At 54.9% G+C, this 23257-nt stretch carries 21 protein-coding genes; 13 read left to right on the top strand and 8 right to left on the bottom strand.

The genetic code is table 11. The features are described from left to right. Positions 1 to 299: 299 nt before the first annotated feature. The 3 genes from fabI to fabA form a co-directional block, all read right to left on the bottom strand. Positions 300 to 1112 carry an enoyl-ACP reductase FabI gene (fabI, locus tag FDK21_RS09310; protein WP_114008109.1) on the bottom strand — a complete coding sequence of 271 codons (813 nt, stop codon included), beginning with the start codon at positions 1110 to 1112 and terminating at the stop codon, positions 300 to 302. A gap of 14 nt (positions 1113 to 1126) precedes the next feature. Next, the gene (gene fabB / locus FDK21_RS09305) at positions 1127 to 2344 is read right to left on the bottom strand and encodes a beta-ketoacyl-ACP synthase I (protein WP_114008110.1); all 1218 of its coding nucleotides are present in this window, start codon (positions 2342 to 2344) and stop codon (positions 1127 to 1129) included. A 300-nt stretch (positions 2345 to 2644) separates the two neighbouring features. Further along, positions 2645 to 3154 (bottom strand): bifunctional 3-hydroxydecanoyl-ACP dehydratase/trans-2-decenoyl-ACP isomerase, encoded by a 510-nt coding sequence (fabA, locus tag FDK21_RS09300; protein ID WP_114008111.1) that lies wholly within the window; start codon positions 3152 to 3154, stop codon positions 2645 to 2647. Positions 3155 to 3752: 598 nt separating this feature from the next. On the opposite strand from fabA, the gene irrA reads away from it, so the two are divergent. Continuing rightward, positions 3753 to 4187: an iron response transcriptional regulator IrrA gene (gene irrA, locus FDK21_RS09295; RefSeq protein ID WP_114008112.1), complete on the top strand. Its 435-nt coding sequence runs from the start codon at positions 3753 to 3755 to the stop codon at positions 4185 to 4187. A gap of 117 nt (positions 4188 to 4304) precedes the next feature. Here the strand turns inward: irrA and FDK21_RS09290 are convergent, their stop codons facing one another. After that, positions 4305 to 4826, bottom strand: a complete 522-nt coding sequence (locus FDK21_RS09290) for an SH3 domain-containing protein (RefSeq protein ID WP_114008605.1) — start codon at positions 4824 to 4826, stop codon at positions 4305 to 4307. A gap of 343 nt (positions 4827 to 5169) precedes the next feature. On the opposite strand from FDK21_RS09290, the gene FDK21_RS09285 reads away from it, so the two are divergent. Next, positions 5170 to 6159, top strand: a complete 990-nt coding sequence (locus tag FDK21_RS09285; RefSeq protein ID WP_114008114.1) for a D-glycerate dehydrogenase — start codon at positions 5170 to 5172, stop codon at positions 6157 to 6159. A 99-nt stretch (positions 6160 to 6258) separates the two neighbouring features. Here FDK21_RS09285 and moeB read toward each other — a convergent pair whose 3' ends face one another. The 3 genes from moeB to cysK all read right to left on the bottom strand — a co-directional run bounded on the left by moeB (position 6259) and on the right by cysK (position 8967). Further along, positions 6259 to 7008, bottom strand: coding sequence for a molybdopterin-synthase adenylyltransferase MoeB (gene moeB / locus FDK21_RS09280; RefSeq protein WP_138148285.1), 750 nt, complete (start codon positions 7006 to 7008; stop codon positions 6259 to 6261). A 29-nt stretch (positions 7009 to 7037) separates the two neighbouring features. Next, entirely contained in the window at positions 7038 to 7781 is a 744-nt protein-coding gene (locus FDK21_RS09275; protein WP_157967538.1) for a DUF2259 domain-containing protein, read from the bottom strand. Between the two features lie 217 nt (positions 7782 to 7998). Beyond that, the gene (gene cysK / locus FDK21_RS09270) at positions 7999 to 8967 is read right to left on the bottom strand and encodes a cysteine synthase A (RefSeq protein ID WP_138148284.1); all 969 of its coding nucleotides are present in this window, start codon (positions 8965 to 8967) and stop codon (positions 7999 to 8001) included. 662 nt (positions 8968 to 9629) lie between these two features. Here cysK and FDK21_RS09265 point away from each other — a divergent pair. After that, a complete protein-coding gene (locus FDK21_RS09265; protein ID WP_157967539.1) occupies positions 9630 to 10211 on the top strand; it encodes a response regulator transcription factor in 582 nt (193 codons plus the stop codon). Positions 10212 to 10440: 229 nt separating this feature from the next. Here the strand turns inward: FDK21_RS09265 and FDK21_RS09260 are convergent, their stop codons facing one another. Then, positions 10441 to 10623 carry a hypothetical protein gene (locus FDK21_RS09260; RefSeq protein WP_138148283.1) on the bottom strand — a complete coding sequence of 61 codons (183 nt, stop codon included), beginning with the start codon at positions 10621 to 10623 and terminating at the stop codon, positions 10441 to 10443. Between the two features lie 232 nt (positions 10624 to 10855). Here FDK21_RS09260 and FDK21_RS20620 point away from each other — a divergent pair, with 232 nt between their 5' ends. From FDK21_RS20620 to FDK21_RS09215, 10 genes are all read left to right on the top strand, one after another. Further along, positions 10856 to 11467 (top strand): hypothetical protein, encoded by a 612-nt coding sequence (locus FDK21_RS20620; RefSeq protein WP_171022010.1) that lies wholly within the window; start codon positions 10856 to 10858, stop codon positions 11465 to 11467. Next, positions 11386 to 12708, top strand: a complete 1323-nt coding sequence (locus FDK21_RS09255; RefSeq protein WP_138148282.1) for a nucleotide sugar dehydrogenase — start codon at positions 11386 to 11388, stop codon at positions 12706 to 12708. Before FDK21_RS20620 ends, FDK21_RS09255 begins: the two co-directional genes overlap by 82 nt. A gap of 11 nt (positions 12709 to 12719) precedes the next feature. Then, the gene (locus FDK21_RS09250) at positions 12720 to 14183 is read left to right on the top strand and encodes a glycosyltransferase (protein WP_114008121.1); all 1464 of its coding nucleotides are present in this window, start codon (positions 12720 to 12722) and stop codon (positions 14181 to 14183) included. 16 nt (positions 14184 to 14199) lie between these two features. Further along, on the top strand, positions 14200 to 15330 hold the full coding sequence (locus FDK21_RS09245) for a hypothetical protein (protein WP_138148281.1): 1131 nt from the start codon (positions 14200 to 14202) through the stop codon (positions 15328 to 15330). A gap of 57 nt (positions 15331 to 15387) precedes the next feature. Beyond that, positions 15388 to 16827, top strand: a complete 1440-nt coding sequence (locus tag FDK21_RS09240) for a sugar phosphate nucleotidyltransferase (protein WP_138148280.1) — start codon at positions 15388 to 15390, stop codon at positions 16825 to 16827. Positions 16828 to 17141: 314 nt separating this feature from the next. Continuing rightward, the gene (locus FDK21_RS09235) at positions 17142 to 18497 is read left to right on the top strand and encodes a right-handed parallel beta-helix repeat-containing protein (RefSeq protein ID WP_171022009.1); all 1356 of its coding nucleotides are present in this window, start codon (positions 17142 to 17144) and stop codon (positions 18495 to 18497) included. A gap of 5 nt (positions 18498 to 18502) precedes the next feature. Further along, on the top strand, positions 18503 to 19969 hold the full coding sequence (locus FDK21_RS09230; RefSeq protein ID WP_114008125.1) for an MBOAT family protein: 1467 nt from the start codon (positions 18503 to 18505) through the stop codon (positions 19967 to 19969). A gap of 9 nt (positions 19970 to 19978) precedes the next feature. Beyond that, the gene (locus FDK21_RS09225) at positions 19979 to 21139 is read left to right on the top strand and encodes a hypothetical protein (RefSeq protein WP_138148278.1); all 1161 of its coding nucleotides are present in this window, start codon (positions 19979 to 19981) and stop codon (positions 21137 to 21139) included. Beyond that, positions 21126 to 21896: a hypothetical protein gene (locus FDK21_RS09220; RefSeq protein ID WP_114008127.1), complete on the top strand. Its 771-nt coding sequence runs from the start codon at positions 21126 to 21128 to the stop codon at positions 21894 to 21896. Before FDK21_RS09225 ends, FDK21_RS09220 begins: the two co-directional genes overlap by 14 nt. 24 nt (positions 21897 to 21920) lie before the next feature. Beyond that, positions 21921 to 23246, top strand: coding sequence for an alginate O-acetyltransferase (locus FDK21_RS09215; RefSeq protein ID WP_138148277.1), 1326 nt, complete (start codon positions 21921 to 21923; stop codon positions 23244 to 23246). Positions 23247 to 23257 lie beyond the last annotated feature (11 nt).

Raw genomic sequence — 23257 nt, 5'->3', positions numbered from 1 at the left:
ATCCAACACGTCGCTAGCCTAGAGCCCGTTAGTTAAAGAAAGTCGCAACGGCTTTGGTTAACTGAGTCTAAAATGGATCCAATTGAATTATTTTACACAAAAGAGTGTTGGGGACATCAAAAATAGCAACACAGCTTGTCATCTGGTCTTCACAAAATCGCCTTTGGAACAGGTCGAGCCGCATGGCCCCCCTTCATAGATGCCCTTTATCCTGTATCCTGTTTCTGTCTGGGATACTGACACAAAAAAAGAGGGCCATGCCCTCTTTTTCAATCTTCCAAGACTGTTCGCTCAGCGGATCATGCGCCGTTTTTTTCCATGCTGAACAATGTCTCAAGCGTTGGCATGGAAATGCAGTTATAGCCTGCATCAACGAAATGCACTTCACCGGTGACTTTCTTTGACAGATCCGAAAGCAGATAAAGCGCTGTGCCGCCAACATCCTCGATGGTGCAGACTTCGCGCAGCGGATTGTTGTCACGCTGGTAATTATACATCACGCGTGCATCGGAGATGCCCGCACCCGCCAGCGTGCGCACCGGACCGGCGGAAATCGCGTTGACGCGGATGGCCGATGGACCGAAGTCATAGGCGAGATAACGAACCGATGCTTCAAGCGCCGCCTTGGCAACACCCATGACATTATAGTTCGGCATCACACGGATCGACCCTGCATAGGTCAGGGTGATCATTGATCCACCCTCGGTCATCAATTCCGCTGCCCGCTTTGCCACTTCCGTGAAGGAGAAGCAGGAAATGACCATCGTGCGAGAGAAGTTGTCCCGACTGGTATCGGCGTAACGACCCTTGAGCTCATTCTTGTCGGAAAAGCCAATGGCGTGGACGATGAAGTCGATCTTGCCCCAACGCTCCTTGAGCGCATCAAAGACGGTGTCGACCGACGTCAGATCCTCGACATCACACGGCAAAACAAAGTCCGACCCCAGCTTTTCCGCCAGTGGCTTGACCCGCTTGCCCAATGCTTCCCCTTGATAGGTGAAAGCCAGCTCTGCCCCTTGATCGTGCAACATCTGGGCTATGCCCCAAGCAATTGAATTGCTGTTGGCAACACCCATGATGAGGCCACGTTTCCCCTGCATCAGACCTGTCATGCTTCTGGACGCCCTTATCCGTTATATCGCTGGAAAATAAGGGTGGCATTGGTGCCACCGAACCCGAATGAGTTGGATAGCGCCACATCGAAGCTCTTGTCAATGCGCTGACGGACAATGTTCATGTCGGTCATTGCAGGATCCAGTTCGAAAATATTGGCGGACTCACCGACAAATCCAGACTGCATCATCAACAAGGAATAGATGGATTCCTGAACACCAGCACCGCCCAGACAGTGACCGGTCAGGGATTTGGTGGACCCGATATACGGCTGGTCGTCACCAAAGACTTCACGGATGGCACCGATTTCGGCAGTGTCGCCAACCGGCGTCGAAGTGCCGTGACAATTGATGTAATCAACCTTGCCATCAAGGGTCGCCAACGCCTGACGCATGCAGCGTTTGGCGCCTTCACCGCTTGGAGCAACCATGTCATAGCCATCCGAGGTGGCGCCATAGCCAACCAGTTCGGCATAGATCTTGGCACCACGGGCCTTGGCATGTTCCAGTTCTTCCAAAATCAGCACACCAGCACCACCGGCAATCACAAAGCCATCGCGGTTGGCATCGAACGCACGGGACGCGGTTTCCGGCGTGTCGTTGAAGTTGGTAGACATGGCGCCCATGGCGTCAAACAGGTTCGACATGGACCAGTCGATATCTTCATGGCCACCAGCAAAGACGACATCCTGTTTGCCCATCTGGATCAGCTCATAGGCATTGCCGATGCAGTGTGCCGACGTGGAACAAGCCGAAGAAATGGAGTAGTTGACGCCGTGGATCTTGAAATAAGTTGCCAGAGTTGCAGAGGCAGTCGAAGACATCGCCTTTGGCACTGCGAAAGGCCCGATGCGCTTTGGCGAGCCGTTTTTGCGGGTGATGTCTGCGGCATTGACCACGGTTTGGGTGGATGGACCACCTGACCCCATGATAATGCCGGTGCGCTCGTTGGTGATGTCATCCTGCTCGAGGCCGGAATCTGCAATCGCCTGCTTCATGGCGACGTGGTTCCATTCACCACCGGTGGACAGGAAGCGCTTGGCGCGGCGGTCCACGAGGTCGGTCGTGTCAATGTCTGGGCGACCCCAGACCTGGCTGCGGAAACCATGTTCGGCAAAGTCTTCGGAGAAGGTAATGCCGGCTTTTGCGGTCCGCAGGGATTCGGTTACGGCTTCTGCATCGTTGCCGATGGAGGAAACAATTCCCAAGCCGGTGATGACAACACGTCTCATAATCTAGGCCTCACTATCAAATTCGGGGCGCTGCTGTTTCAGGGCCAGACATACTGCCTTGTCGCATCCGTCTCACCCGCATTTGCTTGTCTGTTGGTTTGGTTTTCCGACCGCAGGTCCGATCTTTTCGTCACCCGGCCTGCCGAAAAACCCGTCCTTGCACCGCATCATCCGGAGCTGGCCGATCCGAACAGGTAGCAACCGGGTGGGCCGGTCATACCTGTCTGAGGCCATCCCCGCAACATGGGGGCTTGTATGCGCGCGGACAAGCCGCGCGCGAAAGTTCAATGGCTGTCTTACCTAGCTGTCCTTGAACAGGCCAACGCGCAGATCCTTGGCGGTGAAGACCACTTCACCATCAGCCTTGACCCAGCCATTGCCAATGCCAAGATTGAGACGGCCCTTCATCACGCGTTTGAAGTCAACACCATATTCAACCAGCTTGGTGTCAGGGGTGATCTGACCGGCAAACTTGATCTCGCCAACCGAAATAGCGCGACCCTTGCCTTCCAGACCGAGCCAGCCCAAATAGAATCCGGTCATCTGCCACAGCGCATCCAGACCCAGACAACCCGGCATCACGGGATCGCCTGCAAAGTGACAATCGAAGAACCAGCGCTCAGGGGTGATGTCGTAGGCCGCCAAAATCTGACCCTTGCCATGCTCACCACCATCTTCGGAAATGCTTGTAATTCTGTCCAGCATGAGCATCGGCGGCAGAGGCAATTGCGGGTTGCCTGGTCCAAACATGTCGCCGCGGCTGCAAGTCAAGATTTCTTCATAGCTATAGCTGGATTGGCGCTGTTCCATTCGGTTTCCACTCTTATCCTTCTTGAGTCTACCTGTCTTCAGGTCAGGCTGTCCGTACTCATTGGCCCGATATGGTCCTGCGGCTGGCCTTGCGTCATCAGGACGACCTTCAGGATGCCAAATCTTCGTGTCGGGCGTCTACGAACAAACTGCTAAGTCTTTTTGTTGATCTGCCTTCTGCCTATATAGCGTGTTCTTTTGGCAAGCACTAGGCGTGCAAATGTTTAAGTTAACATCTGTTCGCCGGAAAAATGCCGCAGAATCCGTGCGTTCCGATGGCGTTTCGTCGGTCTCTCCAACCTGCCGTTTCCGTAACGTAATCACCAAATTGCACAGTTCCGTAAAGGGTGTCTGAGTGCAGGAGAATTTTGACCATGTCAAGGCACGTGGTTCGTGATGAAAGGAAAAACCGTCTCCAAGGCTGCGAAAACATGAACATTACTTGCCGTTTCGGCCAAAAGGCACTATATCTGCTTGAGTAAAGACGCGTTGCATGACCAATTTTGCGCCTCGATGGACGATCACATTTGGGTGATGACACGGAGGGTTTGCATGGGTGGATTGCAACAGCGAAAGTGACTTTTCGAGGACAAGCTGCATGAAGCAAGAGCTGCACAACTTTGACAAGCGTTCCGCACGGGATTTGCTGGTGAAAGCGGGGCTGCGCCCGACCCGACAACGATTGTCTCTGGCTGAACTGCTGTTCGCCAAGGGTGATCGTCATGTTTCGGCCGAGCTGCTGCACGAAGAAGCTGAAAGTGTGAATGTCTCTGTCTCGCTTGCAACTGTCTATAACACCTTGCATCAGTTCACGCAGGCTGGCTTGCTGCGTGAAGTGGCTGTTGAAGGCACCAAAACCTATTTCGACACCAATGTTTCTGATCACTACCACTTCTATCTCGAAGAAGATGGCAAGGTCGTCGATATCCCCGGCGGCCTGCATGTGTCGGAATTGCCTGAAGTTCCCGAAGACATGGAGATCACCCGTGTCGACGTGGTGGTGCGTCTGCGCAAGAAACAGGATCACGCCTGATCAAGGCCTGACCTTGGCTTTCAAGCCCCTCTGACAGGTTCAAATGGTTCAAATGGAATGGTTCGATGACGGATCGTCGGCGCCAGTTTTTGCGCGCCTTGTCTGATCATCTTCAGCCTATCGGATCTTCTCGTCGGGATAGACACCCCAGAGCAGATTGGATTTCAGCCAACCTTCATACTCACCGGCACGCACTTCACACCATCCCTGATCGCACAGAGTGATATTGACCTGAACACCGACCTGCGCCTTCAGCGCGATCGGGGCTTCTTCCTGTGGTGCCTTGCGCAGGGAAATGATGGTGCCTGTGCGTTGCCATGGGCTGACAAGGGCCGTCCGACGACCGGACAGCAGGGAATGATAGACCCAGCCTTCTTCGCCTTCGGAATCGCGAATGCGGCGCCAGTTCTCAAATTCCTGAACGATCTCCACCGGCAGGCCTGCGCGACGGAAGACCCACTTGACCCGATGGTCGGTCGAAGGACCACCACGGACATTGACGCGGTCGGACTTGAGCGAAACAAAGCGGGGCACCTTCAGCCCGGACGGGCCAACGCTGGTGCCTTGGGCAGCAACGGGAGCGGCGGCAAGGATCCAAAGCGCCATCACCAACAGAAAAACTGCAGTGCCTGGTTTCATCAATGTCATCCGAATCTGCATCCCATCCCTTTGTCTGTGTTGCATTGCGATATATCTGACCAAACTAGCATTTCCGGATAAAGATTCCTTTAACCAATGGCGCAAATCCCAAGTCCACCGGGTTTCGTCTAAAACCATGGAATGACTGGTCAACCTGTTGCCTTTGCCTATAGCATCGGAAGCGGAAACGACCTTGGCGCATGTTTTTATGCGCTGCAAACCAAAGTCGGCCACCGGGAAGAAACCAACCAGCCTGATGCTGCGGAAAAGATCTGGAAAGGTTTTGCGTGGATCAGAGCCAATGCAAACCGGTGCCGCTATGAGGCATGAATAGGGCAAAGCTATGGCGAAAACCAAGCCGATTGTTGTTGTGACGCGGAAGCTTCCCGACGCTGTGGAAACACGCATGCGCGAACTGTTCGACACGCGCTTGAACATCGAAGACAAACCGATGAGTCAGGCCGAGTTGGTCGAGGCGGTGAAATATGCAGATGTGCTGGTGCCCACCGTCACCGACCGAATTGACTCCCATGTCATTTCGCAAGCGGGGGAGAATTTCCGATTGATTGCCAATTTTGGCAATGGCGTCGACAATATCGACGTGGGAACGGCAAGCAATCACAACATCACCGTTACCAATACGCCAGGCGTGCTGACGGAAGACACGGCGGACATGGCGATGACGTTGATTTTGGCGGTGCCGCGCCGATTGGCCGAAGGCATCGAGGTGATGAAGGATCAGAAGAATTGGACCGGCTGGTCACCAACCTGGATGCTGGGCAACCGGATCTGGGGCAAGCGCCTCGGGATCATTGGCATGGGCCGGATCGGGCAGGCAGTTGCACGCCGCGCCAAGGCCTTTGGCATGCAGATCCACTATCACAATCGCCGTCGGCTGCCGGAGGCCATCGAGCATGAGCTGGAGGCGACCTACTGGGAAAGCCTTGATCAGATGCTGGCCCGGATGGATGTCCTCTCGATCCACTGTCCGCACACGCCAGCCACCTATCACTTGCTGTCGGCCCGGCGTTTGAAGCTGATCAATCCAAACACCTATATCGTCAACACGGCGCGGGGCGAGGTGATTGACGAGAATGCACTCGCCCGGATGATCCAGAATGGGGAGATTGCCGGTGCGGGGCTGGATGTGTTCGAGCATGAACCAGCGGTCAATTCCAAGTTGGTCCAGTCGAATCGCGTGGTGCTGATCCCGCATATGGGATCGGCCACCAAGGAAGGGCGCGCCGATATGGGCGAGAAGGTCATCGTCAATATCAAGACCTTCATGGATGGCCACCGCCCACCGGACCGTGTGCTGCCATCGATGCTTTAGAAAGCCCGAAATCCAAGCCAAAGCCCGGCTGGCCACCATCTTGCACGGGGTCAATCGGGCTTTGTTCCGGATCCGATTCGGTCCCCGGGAAAGCGTGTCTCAATCCGGCCGCCGCCTATAGCGGATGGTCTCAAAACGCATCGCACGGGCATCATAGAGGACAAGGCGCCCCACCAGCCCCTCGCCAAGGCCGACAATCTCCTTGATCACTTCCACCGCCTGCATGGACCCAATCACCCCGGTCAAGGCACCGAGCACCCCGGCTTCAGCACAGGAGGGAATGCTGCCCGGCGCTGGGCGATTGGGGAAGAGGTCGCGATAGCGCGGGTTCGGATTGCCCTTCTCGTCCGTCTCAAAAGGCTTCAGCGTTGTGATGGAGCCATCAAACAGGCCCACTGCGGCTGTGATCAAAGGCTTTTGGGCTGCTTCGCAAAGATCGGCGGCAAGATAGCGTGTATCGAAATTGTCCGAACCATCAACCACCAAATCATAGGCCGCCACAAGCTTCGCCCCCGTGTCGGCATCAAGCCGGGTTTGATGGGCAACCACCGTCACATGGGGGTTGATGCGCGCAAGGCTGCGGGCGGCACTCTCGACCTTGGGCAGATCAATCGCGTCACTATCATGGACGATCTGGCGTTGCAGATTGGACAGGGAGACGACATCGTCATCCACCACGCCGAGCGTTCCAACGCCAGCGGCTGCCAGATAGGCCAAAAGCGGAGAACCGAGCCCGCCTGCACCAATCGCCAGCACCCGGGCAGCTTTCAGCTTTTGCTGCCCCGGCCCACCGACATCCCGCAACAGGATATGGCGGGCATAGCGTTCAAGCTCTTGCTCTGACAGCATGGTATGTCCTTGTCTTTCAATGGATTGACTTAGAATGCGAACGGCACCGCAATATACCGCATAGTCGGGCCTTCAAATCCCCGACTGAAGACGCCGACCAGCGCAACCGCATAGCTTTGTACCCTGTAACGGTCTGGCGCGAAGACCGCAACCAAATGATAACGCTGAGGGCAGCCGCGAGACTTGGGGGCAGAGGCTTCATCATGAATGTCGACATGGCTGCCGTCCGGTTTGGTCATGCTCAGCGCAAAGCCCATCACCCGATTGTCGGCAAAGCCGCAATCATTGAGGTCCATCACATCAATGTTGCTCAGCTGCAGCTTGTAGGGCGCAGGTTGGCCGGAGAGCAGCGGATTGATGGCCTGATGGAAGGACAAGGTCGATTTGTCGCTCACCTCATTGAGCGGAGAGGCGGCCATCATTACACCAGCACGGGTGATATCATATTGTTGCATAATGCTGGTGGCCTGCTGGAAGGCGCTGACGCGGGCCGCCAAGGGGGTTTGGCTTTCATCCTCGATCAGCACCCGCACCGGGGTGCCGGGCACCCACTTATCCTCTTTGAGATCAACAATATAAATGTTGGAGAAGGGAAAGCCCGAGCCATCTTGTGCACCAAATTCCTCAAAGGCAAAATAGCGTCCGGCTTCATCGGAGGAAAAGCCGTGCGCTCGAAACTCGGCAGCATCCCCGGCAAGACTTGGCGTCAGTCCGACTTGAGGTGCGAGCAGCAGCGCCCCGATCAGAAGCAGGCAGGATAGGGAGGTTTTCACTTGATGAATCATTTGAGCAACCATGAGGCCAGACCCTTCAAACACGAGAAAAGCAAATCTTACAATCAGGAAGGGACATCATGCCGTGCCTATCGGAAAATAAAAAGGCAAAGTCTTATGCGTCAGGCAAATTGGTGACAAGTCTGCGCCAGCCACAAAAAAACACCGCAAGACGAAGCTTGCGGTGTGAAGAATAGTTGGCGATTTCGGCAGCGACTCAAATGCCTTCGAACAAGGCAGTCGAGAGATAACGCTCTGCAAAGCTTGGGATGATGATGACGATATTCTTGCCGGCCATCTCGTCGCGCTTGCCCACTTCGATGGCAGCGGCCAGAGCGGCACCGGAAGAAATACCCGCTGGCACGCCCTCGGTGCGGGCCAGTGCACGGGAATAGGCAAAGGCGTCCTCATTGGCGATGGTCACCACTTCGTCATAGATTTCGGTATTCAGAACGCCGGGAACAAAACCTGCGCCGATCCCCTGAATCTTGTGCGGACCAGGATTGCCACCCGACAGGATCGGGCTGTCGGTGGGCTCGACCGCGACGATATGGACGCCCGGCTTACGCTCCTTGAGAACCGTGCCAACGCCAGTAATGGTGCCGCCCGTTCCAATGCCCGAGATCAGCACATCCACTTCACCGGCCGTGTCGTTCCAGATTTCTTCTGCGGTGGTGTTGCGATGGACTTCCGGGTTGGCGGCGTTCTGGAACTGTTGCGGAATGACCGCATTCTCGATTTCACCGACCAGTTCTTCAGCCCGCGCGATCGCGCCCTTCATACCTTTCGGCCCTTCGGTTAGATCCAGCTCGGCCCCCAGAAACGCAAACATCTTGCGGCGCTCGATGGACATGGTTTCCGGCATCACCAGAATAAGACGATATCCCTTGGCTGCAGCGGCAAAGGCCAGTGCAATGCCGGTATTGCCAGAGGTTGGCTCGATCAACGTGGTTTTGCCCGGCTCGATCTTGCCGTCCGCTTCCATGCTCTCGATCATGTTGACGCCGATGCGATCCTTGACGCTGGCCAGCGGGTTGAAGAATTCGAGCTTGCCGATCAGATTCGCCTTGACGCCATGTTCCTTGGCAATCTTGTCGAAACGCACCAGCGGCGTATTGCCGATGGTGTCGAGAATGGAATCATAGATGCGCCCGCGCCCTTCGGTCTTAATTGGAGACTGTGCCATGCTGTTTTCCTCAGGTGATTAAGATCGTGCCGCGCCCGTCCCGAACATCAAGTGCTGGGGATCGGCGTCTGGCCGATCAGATATGAAAATGCCTTTTTCCTGTCTAATGTAGGTTGTTCCGCTTGAAAGTGCGAGGAATGCAATGCCAACTTTTCGAACATTCAGGAAATAGACAACCAAGTGTGTTGCGAAAATCAAAATGCCTTCGCCGAGACTGACAAGGCACCGGGTTAAGTTGAAAAATTATTCTACGACCGGCACCGGTCACTGCCGCTGGACCAGCTTCCAAATTGTGTCGATCTGTTGCCGGTCAACGATGGGGTGTATCCATGGCACGGGACGTCTTTGACTGCACCCTAAATAGTAATACGTCGGATTGACTAAAAACATCAGTGCAATCAATGCCCTGTTTGATGCACCTGTACAAACCAGATTTGGTGTGATTTAATTTTATCGCAATTGCTGGTCAAATATTTTTGTAACTGTACGACATATATACCATTTAGGATTGCATTGAGGACTTTTTGTCGATGGCCAAAAGCGCCGATTCCTTACATGAAAGCGCGAAGCGCAAGAGAGTTGCTTTTGTTGATGCCGATCCTCTGTTATTCGATTCAATCCGCAGCTTGCTGCTGGATTTGAATTTGGTTGCGGTTCGATCATTGACCGCGGACGCCACGAAGCTGGACCAAATCGAGGCGCTGGTCCCCGACATCATTCTCATGGAATATGATGGCCGGATCGAAGAGATTGAAGCGCTGGCTGATCAACTGAACAACAAGAGTCGAACCATGCCGATGGTTCTGATGCGCGTCCCGCCAGAGCAGGTTCATGATCTCAAGCGTCTGTGTTCATCCCATGCATTGCTGGGCAGGAATGTGACGCCGGAGGAATTTTCGCGTGCCATGAATATCGTTGCTCTGGGCGGCAACTTCATCGACCCTGTGCTGATAGATGAATGTCCCGATGACAATGATGCTGACCAGACGGCCGCCTCTGGCGCTGCAAAGGATGATGAAGACGATCCCTTAAGCGAACGGGAGCAAGCGGTGCTCTATCAGATTGCCCTTGGCCATTATTCAAAAGAAATTGCTGCCAACCTCGACGTCAGCACCAAGACCGTGGAAACCTACAAAACCCGCGCCATGAAGAAACTCAGGCTCGGTGACAGAACCGCTGTGGTGCGCTACGCCGTCGTCAATGGATGGTTCGAAAAACTGGCCGCCAAAAGCAAGGTCACTTGAGGGCCCTTTTCGGCGCGCGGCCTGCCAGACCTTGGCCTTCAGCCTCCCTTTCACGCTCCGCTTTCCTGTCATGCATTGCACCTGCGCTCAATGCGGCGCAGGCTGCTGCATGCCTGTATCGGACCGGTTGCGGCAGCACGAAAGACCCCGACAGCTTCGCAGTCAGGGCATCTTGCCGGATAGGGAATCGAAGAGGAAGAGAGAGGGGCCAGGGAGGGGTCAGAGAGGCTCAGGCCACTTTGCGGTTGATCCCGCGGGTTGGGAACGCGATCACATTGCTGGGCTGTTCAGGCAACATGTGACGCTCGGTCTCGGATTCGACACGCGCCTTCAACTGGTCGATATCCAGTGCCTGACCATCCAGGGACTGGAGGATATCTGAGATGCCTTCTGCGAGTTTCATCGAATCCATATGGGTAACCTCACAAGTCGATCTTCGGGCTGTGCTTCGAGCCGATTTCGGGGCCTGTCTTTGGAGCCACACTGCGTCAAACTGGGTCAACAGTGCGGCCCAAACGTTAACAAAGTGCAAAGATCGCCCCACCGCCTTCAGCGCTTCGCAACTTGGCATAAGCTGCCAAACCTCACCATGATGCCGATCAAACAGAAGTTTATGCGATCCTCTAGCCAATAAATGACAAGACATGAATTTTTCACATCGAGTCGCAACTTCCGAAAAACCTGTCATCGGGGCGCAGACTATATTGTCATTTTTGGGTCAAAACAAGACGATTCTTGGCCTTTTCTTTGATCATTTCGTACGCATCTTTCCAAAAGCGAGCCGGAAGCCGCTTTTTACTTGCGGGTTGACAGAAAAAACGAGGAAATCAAACGGTTTCGATATGCCGCGGCGGCAATTGGTAAATTTACTTATTTCGCCTTCTTTTTCGCCACGCTTAACAAATAGGCAGCGACCGAATAGTTCCTATGCAGGAAAAATCAAAATTGTGCATCGCAATATACCGACATCTGCGCGACACATTAACTTTACAACTGAATTTATTGAAAAATTCCCTTTCCACCTTTCCTTACAAGCGTTCCAAATTTTCCGACTTTGCTGCAGCGCGAAAATATCCTTAGGTCTTAAGTATAAGTTAATGGCCCGCGGATTTTTCGGGCTTTTGAACAAGAAACTTACTTCTTCTTTTTTGGTTCATGCGGTGAGAGATTTGCTATGGCTAGAATTAGTATTTTCGGAATTGGTTATGTTGGAACCGTTGCGGCGGCCTGTTTGGCGAAGGACGGGCATACAGTGATTGCTGTGGATATCGACGAATCCAAGGTCGATTCCATCAAAAGGGGACAAACGCCAATCGTCGAGGACGGACTGGCCGAGCTGGTGGCCGATGGGGTTGCGAGCGGCAAATTATCCGCAACCTCGGACGTGGCGGATGCCATTGAGAATACCGACGCCTCCTTTGTATGTGTCGGCACACCGAGCGCTCCCGATGGTTCGGTGGGTCTGGATTATGTGGTTGGGGTCTGCACCGCGATTGGTGGCGCCCTGGCGCGCAAAGACAGTTTCCATTCAGTCGTCATCCGCTCGACGATCGTGCCCGGCTCGATGGAGGGGATCTGCATTCCGGCACTGGAAGCCGCGTCCGGCCTCGTTGCGGGCAAAGAGTTCGGTGTTGGCTATTTCCCAGAATTCCTGCGCGAAAGCACCGCAATCCGGGACTATTACGATCCGGGTTTGATCGTCTTTGGTGCTTTGGATCATCCAACCAATGCCATTCTCGATGAAATCAATGGCGGGCTGAATTGTGAAATCAATCACGTCGATATCAGAACCGCGGAAATGATCAAATATACCAGCAATTGCTGGCGGGCCGTCAAAATCACCTTTGCCAACGAGATTGGCAATATTTCCAAGGCTGTCGGGCTGGATGGTCAGGAAGTGATGCGCGTCCTTTGCTCGGATCTCAAGGTCAACATGTCGCCCACCTTCATGCGGCCGGGCTTTGCCTTTGGTGGCTCATGCCTGCCAAAAGACTTGCGCGCCCTGCGTTTTCTGGCACGCAGCAACAATGTTCCCTCGCCGATGCTTGATTGCGCCCTGAGCGCCAACGAAGAGCAAATCCGTCGGGCCGAACATCTGGTGGACAATCTGGTTGGCCGCTCGATCGGCATGGTGGGGGTCAGCTTCAAGGCCGGCACGGATGATTTGAGAGAAAGCCCGCTTGCAACGCTGGCGGATCGGCTGATCAAGAAGGGATACAACCTCAAGATCTATGATCCATATGTCAAGGAAGCCTTCGATGAGAAGCTCAGCGGTGCTGGTCGGGGCAATGATTATATCGACAATCTCGAAGGCCGCCTTGTGTCCGGTATCGGGTCGTTGATCGATCAATCGGAAATCCTGCTGATCGGCAACACATATGACGAGGCGATCGAGCCGTTGTCTCAGGCCGCTCAAAAGAATCTGCCCATGGTCGATCTGGCCCGCCTCAAGCCCGGCATGACATCCCGGGACAATTATGAAGGCATCTGCTGGTAGGAATCTGGGCGATGTCACACCTGATCTATCTTCTGATCATGATGCTGCTTGCATTCTCTGTACCGCTCAGCACCGCAGAGAATGCATCCGGTGCACTGATTGTCTTGGGCGCCATAGGGATTTGGCGATATTCATGGGCTGCCATCAATTTCTCCCGTGCCCTCTATTTCGCGAAAATCGCCTTTCCGCGGCGTCGTGCCCGCGTAGAGGCCGCCTATGGCGCACTGCCTTATCGCAGCCACGCCTTCTTTCTGACGACCACCTTCAGGATCGAACCGGAAATCTCGCTGCGGGTCTACCGGTCGATCTTTGAGGCGGCGGCTCTGTCCGAAGGGGGCGCAACTGTTGTGGCCTCCGTGGTCGATGCGTCCGATGTTCGGCTGATCAAGGGCGTGTTTGCCGCCATGACCCGGGACATGTCGCGCGTTCAGCTGATTTTTGATCGCATCGATGGCACCGGCAAGCGGGATGCTTTGGCAACATCGCTGGCAACCATTGCCAAACAATGCCCCACCCGGCGGGACATCGTCATCTTCGTCGATGGCGACAGTTGCGTGCCGGTTGATATCGTCGCCCGCTCGGCCCCCTTCTTCACCAATCCGCAATATGGGGCGGTGACGACCGATGAACGCTCAGAAGCGGTTGGCAGTCGGATGTTCCGCGACTGGTTCGATCTTCGGTTCGCCCAGCGTCAAATGATGATGTGCTCGATGGGTGTTAGCGAACGGGTTCTGACCCTGACGGGACGGATGTCGGTCTTTCGCGCCGATCTGGCCACCAATCGGGCGTTTATTGAAGCGGTGCGCAAGGATCATATCGATCACTGGCGCCTTGGTCGGATCGACTTCTTGACCGGCGATGACAAGTCCACCTGGTACTGGTTGCTCAGCCAAGGCTACAAGATGGGTTACATGCCCGATGTCTCGACCCTGTCGATCGAGACCCAGCCGCGCGAAGGCTTCGTCGATAGCGCTGTCACCTTGATGGTGCGCTGGTTTGGCAACATGCTGCGCACCAATGGACGGGCGCTTGGACTTGGACCAGCCAGGATCGGTTTCTTCACCTGGTGGTCGCTGCTTGATCAGCGCATATCGATGTGGACCACCATTGCTGGCCCGATCAGCTTTCTCCTCGTCGCCCTGTTTGTCGATCCCCTCGTGCTGGCGCTGTATCTGTCGTGGGTGATGTTCACCCGCTACCTCTTCTGCACCGCCATCTCCCTGTTTCGCAAAGGTGGGTTTCCCGTCACCTATCCGGTTCTTCTTTATTTCAGCCAAGTCTTCGGAGCCATCGTAAAGACTTACATTCTCTATCGTCTCGATAAACAGAAATGGACGAGGCAAAAAACCACCGGACGCAAGAGTAATAGATCGAATTTCGTCTTTTTGAAGTCAAGTTTTGTTTCGTGGCATATGCAATTACTGACAATCGGCTGGTTGGCAGTGAGCGTATCCTGGATGACAGGTCTAATCTAAAGCGAGAATTTATATCATGTATTCAACGCCAAACACTGCGACCCAACAAGAACAGCTGGATGATATCAGCCACCTTGAAACCGCGTCCCTCTCCGGGGACAGCAATGCAGAACATGCCTATTTGCAAATGCCCTTCATGGTCTCCATTGATGGCCGCCAGTATGAAGGCAATGGTATTTCGCTGGTCAATGCCTTTGTCACCGGGCTTGCGGCGCGTGAATATAGCGGTGTCAGCAAACTGGCAACCTTCAAGTTCCCGTTTGAGGGCTTCACCTTCACCCTGCAGATTGAAATTCTGATGCTGTGCGTCGATGAGAAGATCGGCAAATACCGGCTGGACTTCCTCAAGCCGACCGGCTCGCACCTTGCGCATTTGCGCTATGTGGTCAATTCCTATGTCGCTGGCGAACTGGTCACGATGAATGACCTGCTCAGTATCAATGAAGACAAGCTGCAAACCGGCAAGAAATCGGCTGAAACGGGTAGTCATCCTCTGGTTCGGATCACCAAACGCATTGTCGGCACCGCTTTTGTCTTTGCCGCGACGCTTGGCCTTGCCCTGTTTGTTGGCACTTTGGTGCAAAATCGCCTGTTTGTGTTTGACGTGCCTGCGCTTGCGACGATCGCACCGGATGGTTCGGCCATCACCGCACCCAAGGGCGGGCGGCTGATTTTCTTCAATCCGGCCGCGACCTTCAAGGAGCCGTTGTTCGCGATCCAGACCATCGAGGGCGAGCAGTTCACCGCGATCAATCCTTGCGACTGCAAATTGCTGATTTCAGAGACGGTTGATGTTGGTGAGATCGTCAATGAAGGCACGGCCCTGGCGATTGTTCCCAGTGACCGCACCGAACCGCTGATCAAGGCCCAAGTGCCGGACAAAATTGCCAAATCGCTAATCTATGGCGGCGTTGCTGAGGCCCGCATGCCTGATGGTCGCCAAATCGCACTGTCGGTCACCAAAGCCAAGCCAAGTGCTAGCTCCGCCACCGATGCGCAAACGGAAATTACCTTTGCTTCTGCAGAGCAGGCCTTCACCAAAGAAGACATTGGCAAGCTTGTCTCGCTGCGCGTCCTTAGCGGACATTACTTCAATATCACCCAATATATTAGCGATCTTTATGGCCAGGTTCGAAGTAAAATCTGAATATAAATATTAACATTACTACTGAGCAATCCAATTTAATTGGGAAAGGTTCGTAAAATGAGTAATATTTACCCCCTTATTCTTTGTGGCGGTGTGGGCACCAGACTCTGGCCCCTGTCCCGGTCGAGCAACCCGAAACAGTTTCAGCCGATCGATGGCTCCGACAGCACCACCTTCTTCCAGACAACGATCTTGCGCCATGTGGCCGAGGGCTTTGAGAAGCCACTGGTCAGCGTCAATCGCACCCATTTGGGGACCGTCAAGCAGCAGCTCAATGATATCGATGTAACCGCATCGATCCTGTCAGAACCGATCGGGCGCAATACCGGACCGGCGGTGCTGGCTGCCGCGATGCATCTGGTCGAGCGGGATCCGGATGCCATCCTCGCCGTTCTGCCGTCGGATCATGTCATCAAGGGCGACCTCAATGGTGCCCTTCGCCGGATGATCCCGGCAGCGGAAGCCGGCAAGATCGTCCTGTTTGGAATCGAGCCGCGTTATCCTGAAACCGGCTATGGCTATATCATCGACAATGGCCCGCATAGTGAATTGCTGGATGCCCATACAGTGTCCCATTTCGTCGAAAAGCCCCCATTTGAAATTGCCGAGCAGCTGATCACGGATGGCAATGCCTATTGGGCCTCGGGCATCAGCCTGTTTCGTGCCGATGTGATTATTGCCGATTATGAAAAATACGATCCGGACAGCTATCAGGCGGTGATTGAGGCCTATGCAGAGGCAGAATATTTCCCTGATCGGATCGAGTTGTGCGGCAAGGGGTTTGCCAAGGCTTTCAGCGGGCCGACGGAATCGATCATTTTCGAGAAGACCGAACGGGCCGTGCTGTCGCCCTCTGACATCGACTGGAATGATGTGGGTGCCTGGAAGGCGTTTCATGCAGTTAGCGAAAAAGACAGCCATGGCAATTATATTTGCGGCGACGTGGTCTGCATTGAATCCAACAATTCCTACATTCGCGGCTCCAACAACCGGCTGGTCGCCGCGCTGGGGGTCGATAATCTGGTGATTGTTGACACAGACGATGCCTTGCTGGTGACCACCCATGAGCATAGCCAGAAGGTCAAGTCCGTGATCCAAGCCCTCGAACAGGATGGGCGCAAGGAAGTGGTCACCCACGCCACCAAGCAGTTTGCATGGGGACAGTTTGTCGAGCTGCAATCGGGCAATCAGTTCAATCTGGCCATGTTGCGGGTGGAGCCGGGCAAGTCGCTGCTGTTTGATGACAAGGCAGACTGCCATCGTCTTCTGTCCTTCTCGGAGGGGCAGGGTTCGTTCAGCAAGGGTGCAATCATCACCCCCGTTATCCCCGGTGAAGTGCTCGAAATCAAGGAGAGCGAGGTTGCCACCTTCCGAAATACCGGCACCGAAACCGCTGTTCTGATCGAGATCGAATATCAGACCGCTGGTCTGGAAAGCTTTGAATTCCAGCCCTCTCCGGCTCTCGGCTTTTCCAATCGCAAGGAAGAGGTGGCGTGATGAGCCTCCCCGGACTTTCGTCCCCACTGTCTTCAAGGCGACTTGCAGGTCTCTGCATGGGGCTGAGCATTGGATTGTGTGCGAGCCTCGTGACAGCGCCATCGGCGCAGGCTGGCTTTAATGGTGGTTACCTTCTGGAGACTGAGACAAAGCGCTTCATCCGCGCCATGAAGACAGAATTGGCGGCGGCCGGATCTCACGGCCAACGCCTGACCGCCAGTGCGCACATCGCCTCACAGCTTGTTCCTTCTTTCAGATCCGGGGCGAAACCGACTGGGATGAAGCAAACTGGGGTGAAGCAAACTGGGGCGACGATGGTCACAGCCATCGAAAAGTCCGACAAGGCGAAACCGGGGCAAGCAAGAGATGTCACGCTGGTGCCGCTGGAGCTGGCGCTATCGCAAGTCGCGATGCAGGTGGGTAGCAATCATTTTGATGAGATCAAGGCAGCTCAGGCATCCGGCAATGGTCAGGTTCTGACCCTGCGCAAGGGCCACTTCACGATGGCTCATCTGTTCGCCATGACCCGGACAGATGAGCTTCGGAAGGCCGTTACCAGGAGGCCGGATGGATATGGACTCCATCTGCCAGTCCTGATCATGCCTGCGGCCCATTTGTCCATCGCCGACGAGCGGATTGCCCTGTCATCGACCAGCGGCGCCTTCATCATCAATCTCGGCACGCTGGGCATTGAGAAGGCGGTCATCGCAGGAATGGCTGAAAAGAGCGATCAAGCAAGGGGCGACGGTGCTTTCAAGCCGTTTCTCATGACGGCCCTTGGCGGCAGATTTGCAGCCCGCGACAGCCAGTTCTCCCATCTTGGCTTCGGTGATCGGCCCAAATTTCGGGGACTAAGCTTCATTTCGGGGCATTTGTTTCCAAAACAGAGCTTTGTCTTCCTGTCCAACAATCGTTTTGACCATGTGGGTACAGTCGAGCTCAAGGGCATGCGCGACTTCACCCTGTCAAACAACAGTTTCAACGCCAGTGGCGAATCCGCCCTGCGAGTCGAAGACAGCATGTCCGGTCAGATCATCGGCAATCTGGTGATGAAGAGCCAGAAGCATGGCCTGCGTGTAACCAACAATTCTACCCGCATCACCATCCGCAACAACATCATCTTTGGCAGCAAGGAAGCTGCGATCTTTGTCGGCGGCGGGGCGACAGCAACGAACATCGTCGACAATATTCTGCTCGACAACAAGAAAAGCGGCATCATTTCCAAGAGCGCCGCCTGCCCGACCATTCATGGCAATGCCATTCTGCGCAACGGGGTGAGAGGCATCTTGTCGGAGAACACTTTCCAGTTGAGCCTCAAGAGCAATGTGATTGCCCTGAATAAGGGACCGGGCATTTCCCTGCTTGGTGGGGCGGTGCAGACAGATCACATCATCGTTGAAGGCAATCGCTTCGAGCGCAACGCATTGGGTCTTGGTACGTCGGACATTTCGAATATCACGCTGAAGAACAATGATTTTTCCAAACAGTTGCCAGCTCTTTTCTCAGGCGAAATGACCTTCTATCTGGCGGACTATCTCAAACGGGCCGGCACGCTGGTCAAAGGCAATCTTTCCCCGTTCATCATTTCCAAGCCATCGCATGTTGCCGACAACGGGGTCAGCAATTCCGGCCTGCTTCTGTCCAAATTTCAATATTGCAATGATGGGTGACGATTATGGTTTTTTCTTCAGAGCAATTTATATTCCTGTTCTTGCCCCTGTTTCTGGCGGTTTATTATCTGACACCGGCGAAGCTGAAATCCTGGGCGCTGGTCCTTGGCTCCTATAGCTTCTATGCGTGGTGGCGGATTGATTTCCTGTTCCTGTTGATCGCCGTGACCTTGTGGACCTACTGGTTCGGCCTGCGAATCCAGCAGCGGACAGTCGAGAGCGAAAGGCAGCTATACTGCACGATCGGTGTGATTGGCTGCCTGTCGGTGCTGGGCGTCTTTAAATATTTCAACTTCTTCCTCGACAGTTTTGCCGTCGCTTTCGGCACCACATCTGACGCGCTGGGTGTCCATTGGCAGTTGATCCTGCCAATCGGGATTTCCTTCTATGTCTTCCAGTCAATCAGCTATCTGGTCGATATCAAGCGCAAGGATGCGCCTGCCACCAGGAGCTTTGTGGATTTTGCCGCTTTCATTGCCCTGTTCCCGCAGCTGATTGCCGGGCCGATCCTGCGCTTCAAGGATCTGGCGGACCAGATCACCAGCCGGGAGCACAGTTTCGAGAAATTCTCGAAAGGCATGACGCTTTTCACCGTTGGCCTTGCAAAGAAAATCCTGCTGGCCGATGCGATTGCGCCGATTGCCGATTCGGCCTTTGCCGCCACCGACCCGAGCTTTGCCGTCGCCTTTCTGGGCATGTTTGCCTACACGCTGCAGCTTTATTTCGACTTCTCGGGCTATTCGGACATGGCGCTCGGCCTTGGTCTGATGATCGGCTTCCAGTTCATTCAGAATTTCGACCGTCCCTATATCAGCCGCTCCATCACCGAATTCTGGCGCCGATGGCATATCTCCCTGTCGGTCTGGCTGAGAGACTATCTGTATGTTCCCCTTGGCGGCAACCGGGTGGGGCCAACCCGCACCTATGTCAATCTGTGTTTGGTAATGCTGCTGGGTGGCCTTTGGCACGGCTCCAACTGGACCTTTGTCCTCTGGGGGGCATGGCATGGCGGCTGGCTGGCGCTGGAGCGGGCCACCGGCTGGGGTGCCAAGGCGAAAGATCACTGGATCTCTCTGCCCTTTACCTTTGTGCTGGTCATGCTGGGTTGGGTGGTGTTTCGCGCCGAAACGGTCTCCAGCGCCTTTGAAAGCTATGCCGGGCTGATCGGTCTGAACGGCTTTGCCTTGCCCGACGACTATCTGGTTGGCCTGCCACAGGATGCTTTCCTGTTCCTGATGCTCAGTGCCGCCATCGTGGTGCTGGAAGGCCGGATCCGGTCTTTCTATCTGGCCATCACAGACAGTTCAGACCCGGTCGGACAGCAGGCTGGCAGTCCGGGTGGCGCAATTGCTGCGGCCTCAAGCCTGGCCATGCCGCTGGTCAGTGCGACTGCCGTCAGTGCTCTGTTTTTCCTCGCCATTGCCAAGCTGGCGGAACAGAGCTTTTCACCCTTCCTGTATTTCCAGTTTTGAGGATTTGTCATGAAACAGCGGATTGAGTTTGTATCGAAATTGATGCTTCCCGGCCTCTTTTTGTGTTACGCGGCCTTTGCCAATGTCAGCATGCTGGTCGATGGGGAATTCTCTGGTGTGAAAGAGGCAGATCAGCCCCTGCTGGCTGGTGGCCTGACCAAGGGCATGGACAAGGTTTACAAGGATAACCTGCCACACATGACCCCGGCGATTGGTCTGCTGGGGGCCGTGCGCTATCAGTTGCTGGGCATTGGCAAGCCCGGTGTGGTGGTCGGCAAGGACGAATGGTTCTTCACCAAAGAGGAATTCGCACCCAAGACCAACGCACCATCCCAGATTGATCGGGCGATCCGGGAGATTGAAGCGGTCAAGGACGAGTTGGACGGAGCGGGCATCAAGCTGGTTGTCGTGCCCTTGCCCTACAAGACCGATATCTATGCCGACGTCTTGAACAAACGGGTCAGCTCGCAAGAGGCCACGCTGCATTATCGCAATTTCATTGACCGGCTGGCGGGTGCCGAGATCCCCTTCATTGACACACGGGACAGTCTGATCAAAGCCAGAGCGAAGGGCGAGGTCTTTTTCAAGACCGACACGCACTGGACCCCGCTGGGCGCTGAAAGCGTCGCACGCGAGATTGCCGGTTCCGTGGCTCTGCCTGAGGGAATTGAACCATCGGACTTTGAGCTGATTGCCACCAAACATCGCACATTCTGGGGCGATCTGGTGCGTTTCGTCACCAACGAGGATTTTGGCGAATGGGCAGGGCTGAACAAGGAATCCGCCACGCTTTGGCAGGCAGAACAGACAATGCCGCAACAGGCGGTGCTTGACCTGTTTGCCTCGGACGACGCCTTTCCGGTCATCCTGGTGGGTACCAGCTACAGTGCCAATCCGAACTGGTCCTTCGCGGAATTCCTCAAGCATCACATGAAAGTCGATGTAATCAACCATGCCAAGGAAGGGCAAGGTCCCGGCACGCCGATGTATGACTATCTCAAGAGTGACGATTTCCAACAAACCCCGCCACGGCTGGTGATCTGGGAAATACCGACCCGCTACATCGCGCAAGACGATATCTGGGCACAGGCTCCCAAGAAAGCCGCCCCGCAAACCCAGCCATCATCAACCGCCAAGCACACAACAGGAGGCAAAGATGACGTTTCATAAATTCAAGCTTGTCGCCCTTTCTCTGGCCATTCCGATTGTGGGCATGTCACAAACCCTCGCCCTGCCCGCGATTTCCAGCCCTGTCGCGCAGTCCGCTTGTGCTTCGTGCAGCGAGGAAGACCGGTTCCGCGATCATCTGATGCTGGTGGCGGCCAGTTCAAACACCCAGTCGCTGAAAGACATTCGCAAGCGCTTGGTCAAGAAGAAACGGGTCCGTTTCTCAGAACTTCGCCGCCTTGCGGATTCCGGAGACAGTCTGGCCGCCTACTTTATTGCCGACCGGATCATGTCGATGCAGAAGGAGCGTCTGCTCACGGATGCGGCGCTATATTATTCGATCGCAGCCATGGGAGGGCGCGACTATGCGGTGCGCCCATGGCTCTCCATCATGGAAAATCAGACCGTTGAGCACAGCGACAAGCGTCTGGAATATTTCGAGAATGCTCTCAATGAGCAGGCATCGAAAGGCAACATCCGGGCGATCCGGGCACTGGCGAAATTCTACGCAGCGGGCGAACCTTTTGGCCACGATCCGGCACGCGCCAAGCGGTGGCAGCGCCGGGAGATTGAAACCAGCGGTGACGGTGAGGCCGCTCTGGGTCTTGCGGCTGCGATTGCCTCCAAGCCGTCCCTGTCAACAGACGAACATGATGAAGCCTTGTCGCTGATTGCGATGGCAGAACGCAGTGAGGATCTGGGCGTCCGCACAGCGGCCTACAATTTGCGACTGATGATGTCGGCAAAATCGGACGAGTAACTCGCGCAACAGAGGACCTAATTCATGATGATTGCTTCACGATATATTCTGGCCTGCCTTGCTTGCTCTGTGGCCTTCGGAACCCAAAGTCGGGCGGCGACCGATACAGCGACGCATGATTTCGGATGCAAGTTTCTCGAACAGAAAGCAGAACCTCAGTCGATCATCGGGCAAGACGGGTTTGTCTTTCGCGTTCACACCGACTTGCGGCTCCATCATACCTTCACCGATCAGACGGTCACCAATCTGGCTCACCTGTCGAAATGGTTGAAGCAAAATGGGACCACGCTGATTTATGCACCCGTGCCGACCAAGAGTCAGGCCATGCCTGATTATCTGCCACAGACTGCCAAACTCTATGGCTATGATGACCGGATCTCGCAGGTGGTCTATGAAAACATTATCGGTCGCCTAAAGGCTGCCGGAGTGGTGACCGTCGATTTGATGACAGCCTTGCGGGCAGCAGAGCCCGGCAAGGAACCCTTCTTCAAGGCAGACTTCCACTGGAGCCCGGAAGGTGCCCGACTGGCGGCCAAGGCGATCAGTGAGACCATCAAGGCGCAGCCCGATTACCAGCAAGTGACGAAAACCAGTTTTCAGACCGTTGCACGGCCCAAAACGCCACTTTTCTCGAAAATGCGCGACAATCTGCAGCGCTATTGCAAGGAGAGCCTGCCTGCCATCAATAGCGTGACCTACCAGACACAGGAAACGGCTGGCGCGTCACAGGGTGCGACCCTTGATCTGTTCGGTCCGCAACAGGCTGATCCGATTGCCTTGGTCGGGACCAGTTTTTCCGATGCGCAATATTACAATTTCGCGGGTTTCATTCGTCAATATAGCTCCCTGCGCCTGACCAATTACTCGGTCACCGGGGGCAACCAATTCGGCTCGATGCTGTCCTACCTCACGTCGAATGACTTCAAGACCAGCCGACCCAAATTCATCGTCTGGGAAAATCCCATCTACAACAATCTGGGGCAGTTTGGTGCAGCGCCGTGGGTGGAATTGTGGGCCTCGGCACGTCAGGAATGCGTCTCGACCGCAGCCAACCTCGAGGATGGGGGCAAGGAAGCCTTCCTTGATAATCTGTCCCGCCGCTCGCTGCAGGAAGACCTCGCCATTCTGGTGGATTCCGACGATACCAGCATTCGCTCGGTCAATGTGAAGGTGGATTATGCATCGGGCCGCAGTAGGAATATCACGATTGAACGAAACAGTCGCATTCGCTCCACCGGGCGCTTTTACATGCCGGTCCGCCCCATTGCGCATGAACAAATTTCCCAACTCACCATCGATTTTTCCAAACCATCGGACGGCGTGCCGATTGTTCAACTCTGCTCTTACTAGGAGGGTGATCT

Source organism: Cohaesibacter sp. CAU 1516 (assembly GCF_005771485.1).
GTDB classification, from domain to species: domain Bacteria; phylum Pseudomonadota; class Alphaproteobacteria; order Rhizobiales; family Cohaesibacteraceae; genus Cohaesibacter; species Cohaesibacter intestini.
The sequence above is the reverse complement of the archived record's forward strand: the minus strand, read 5'-3'. Positions and strand labels throughout refer to the sequence as shown.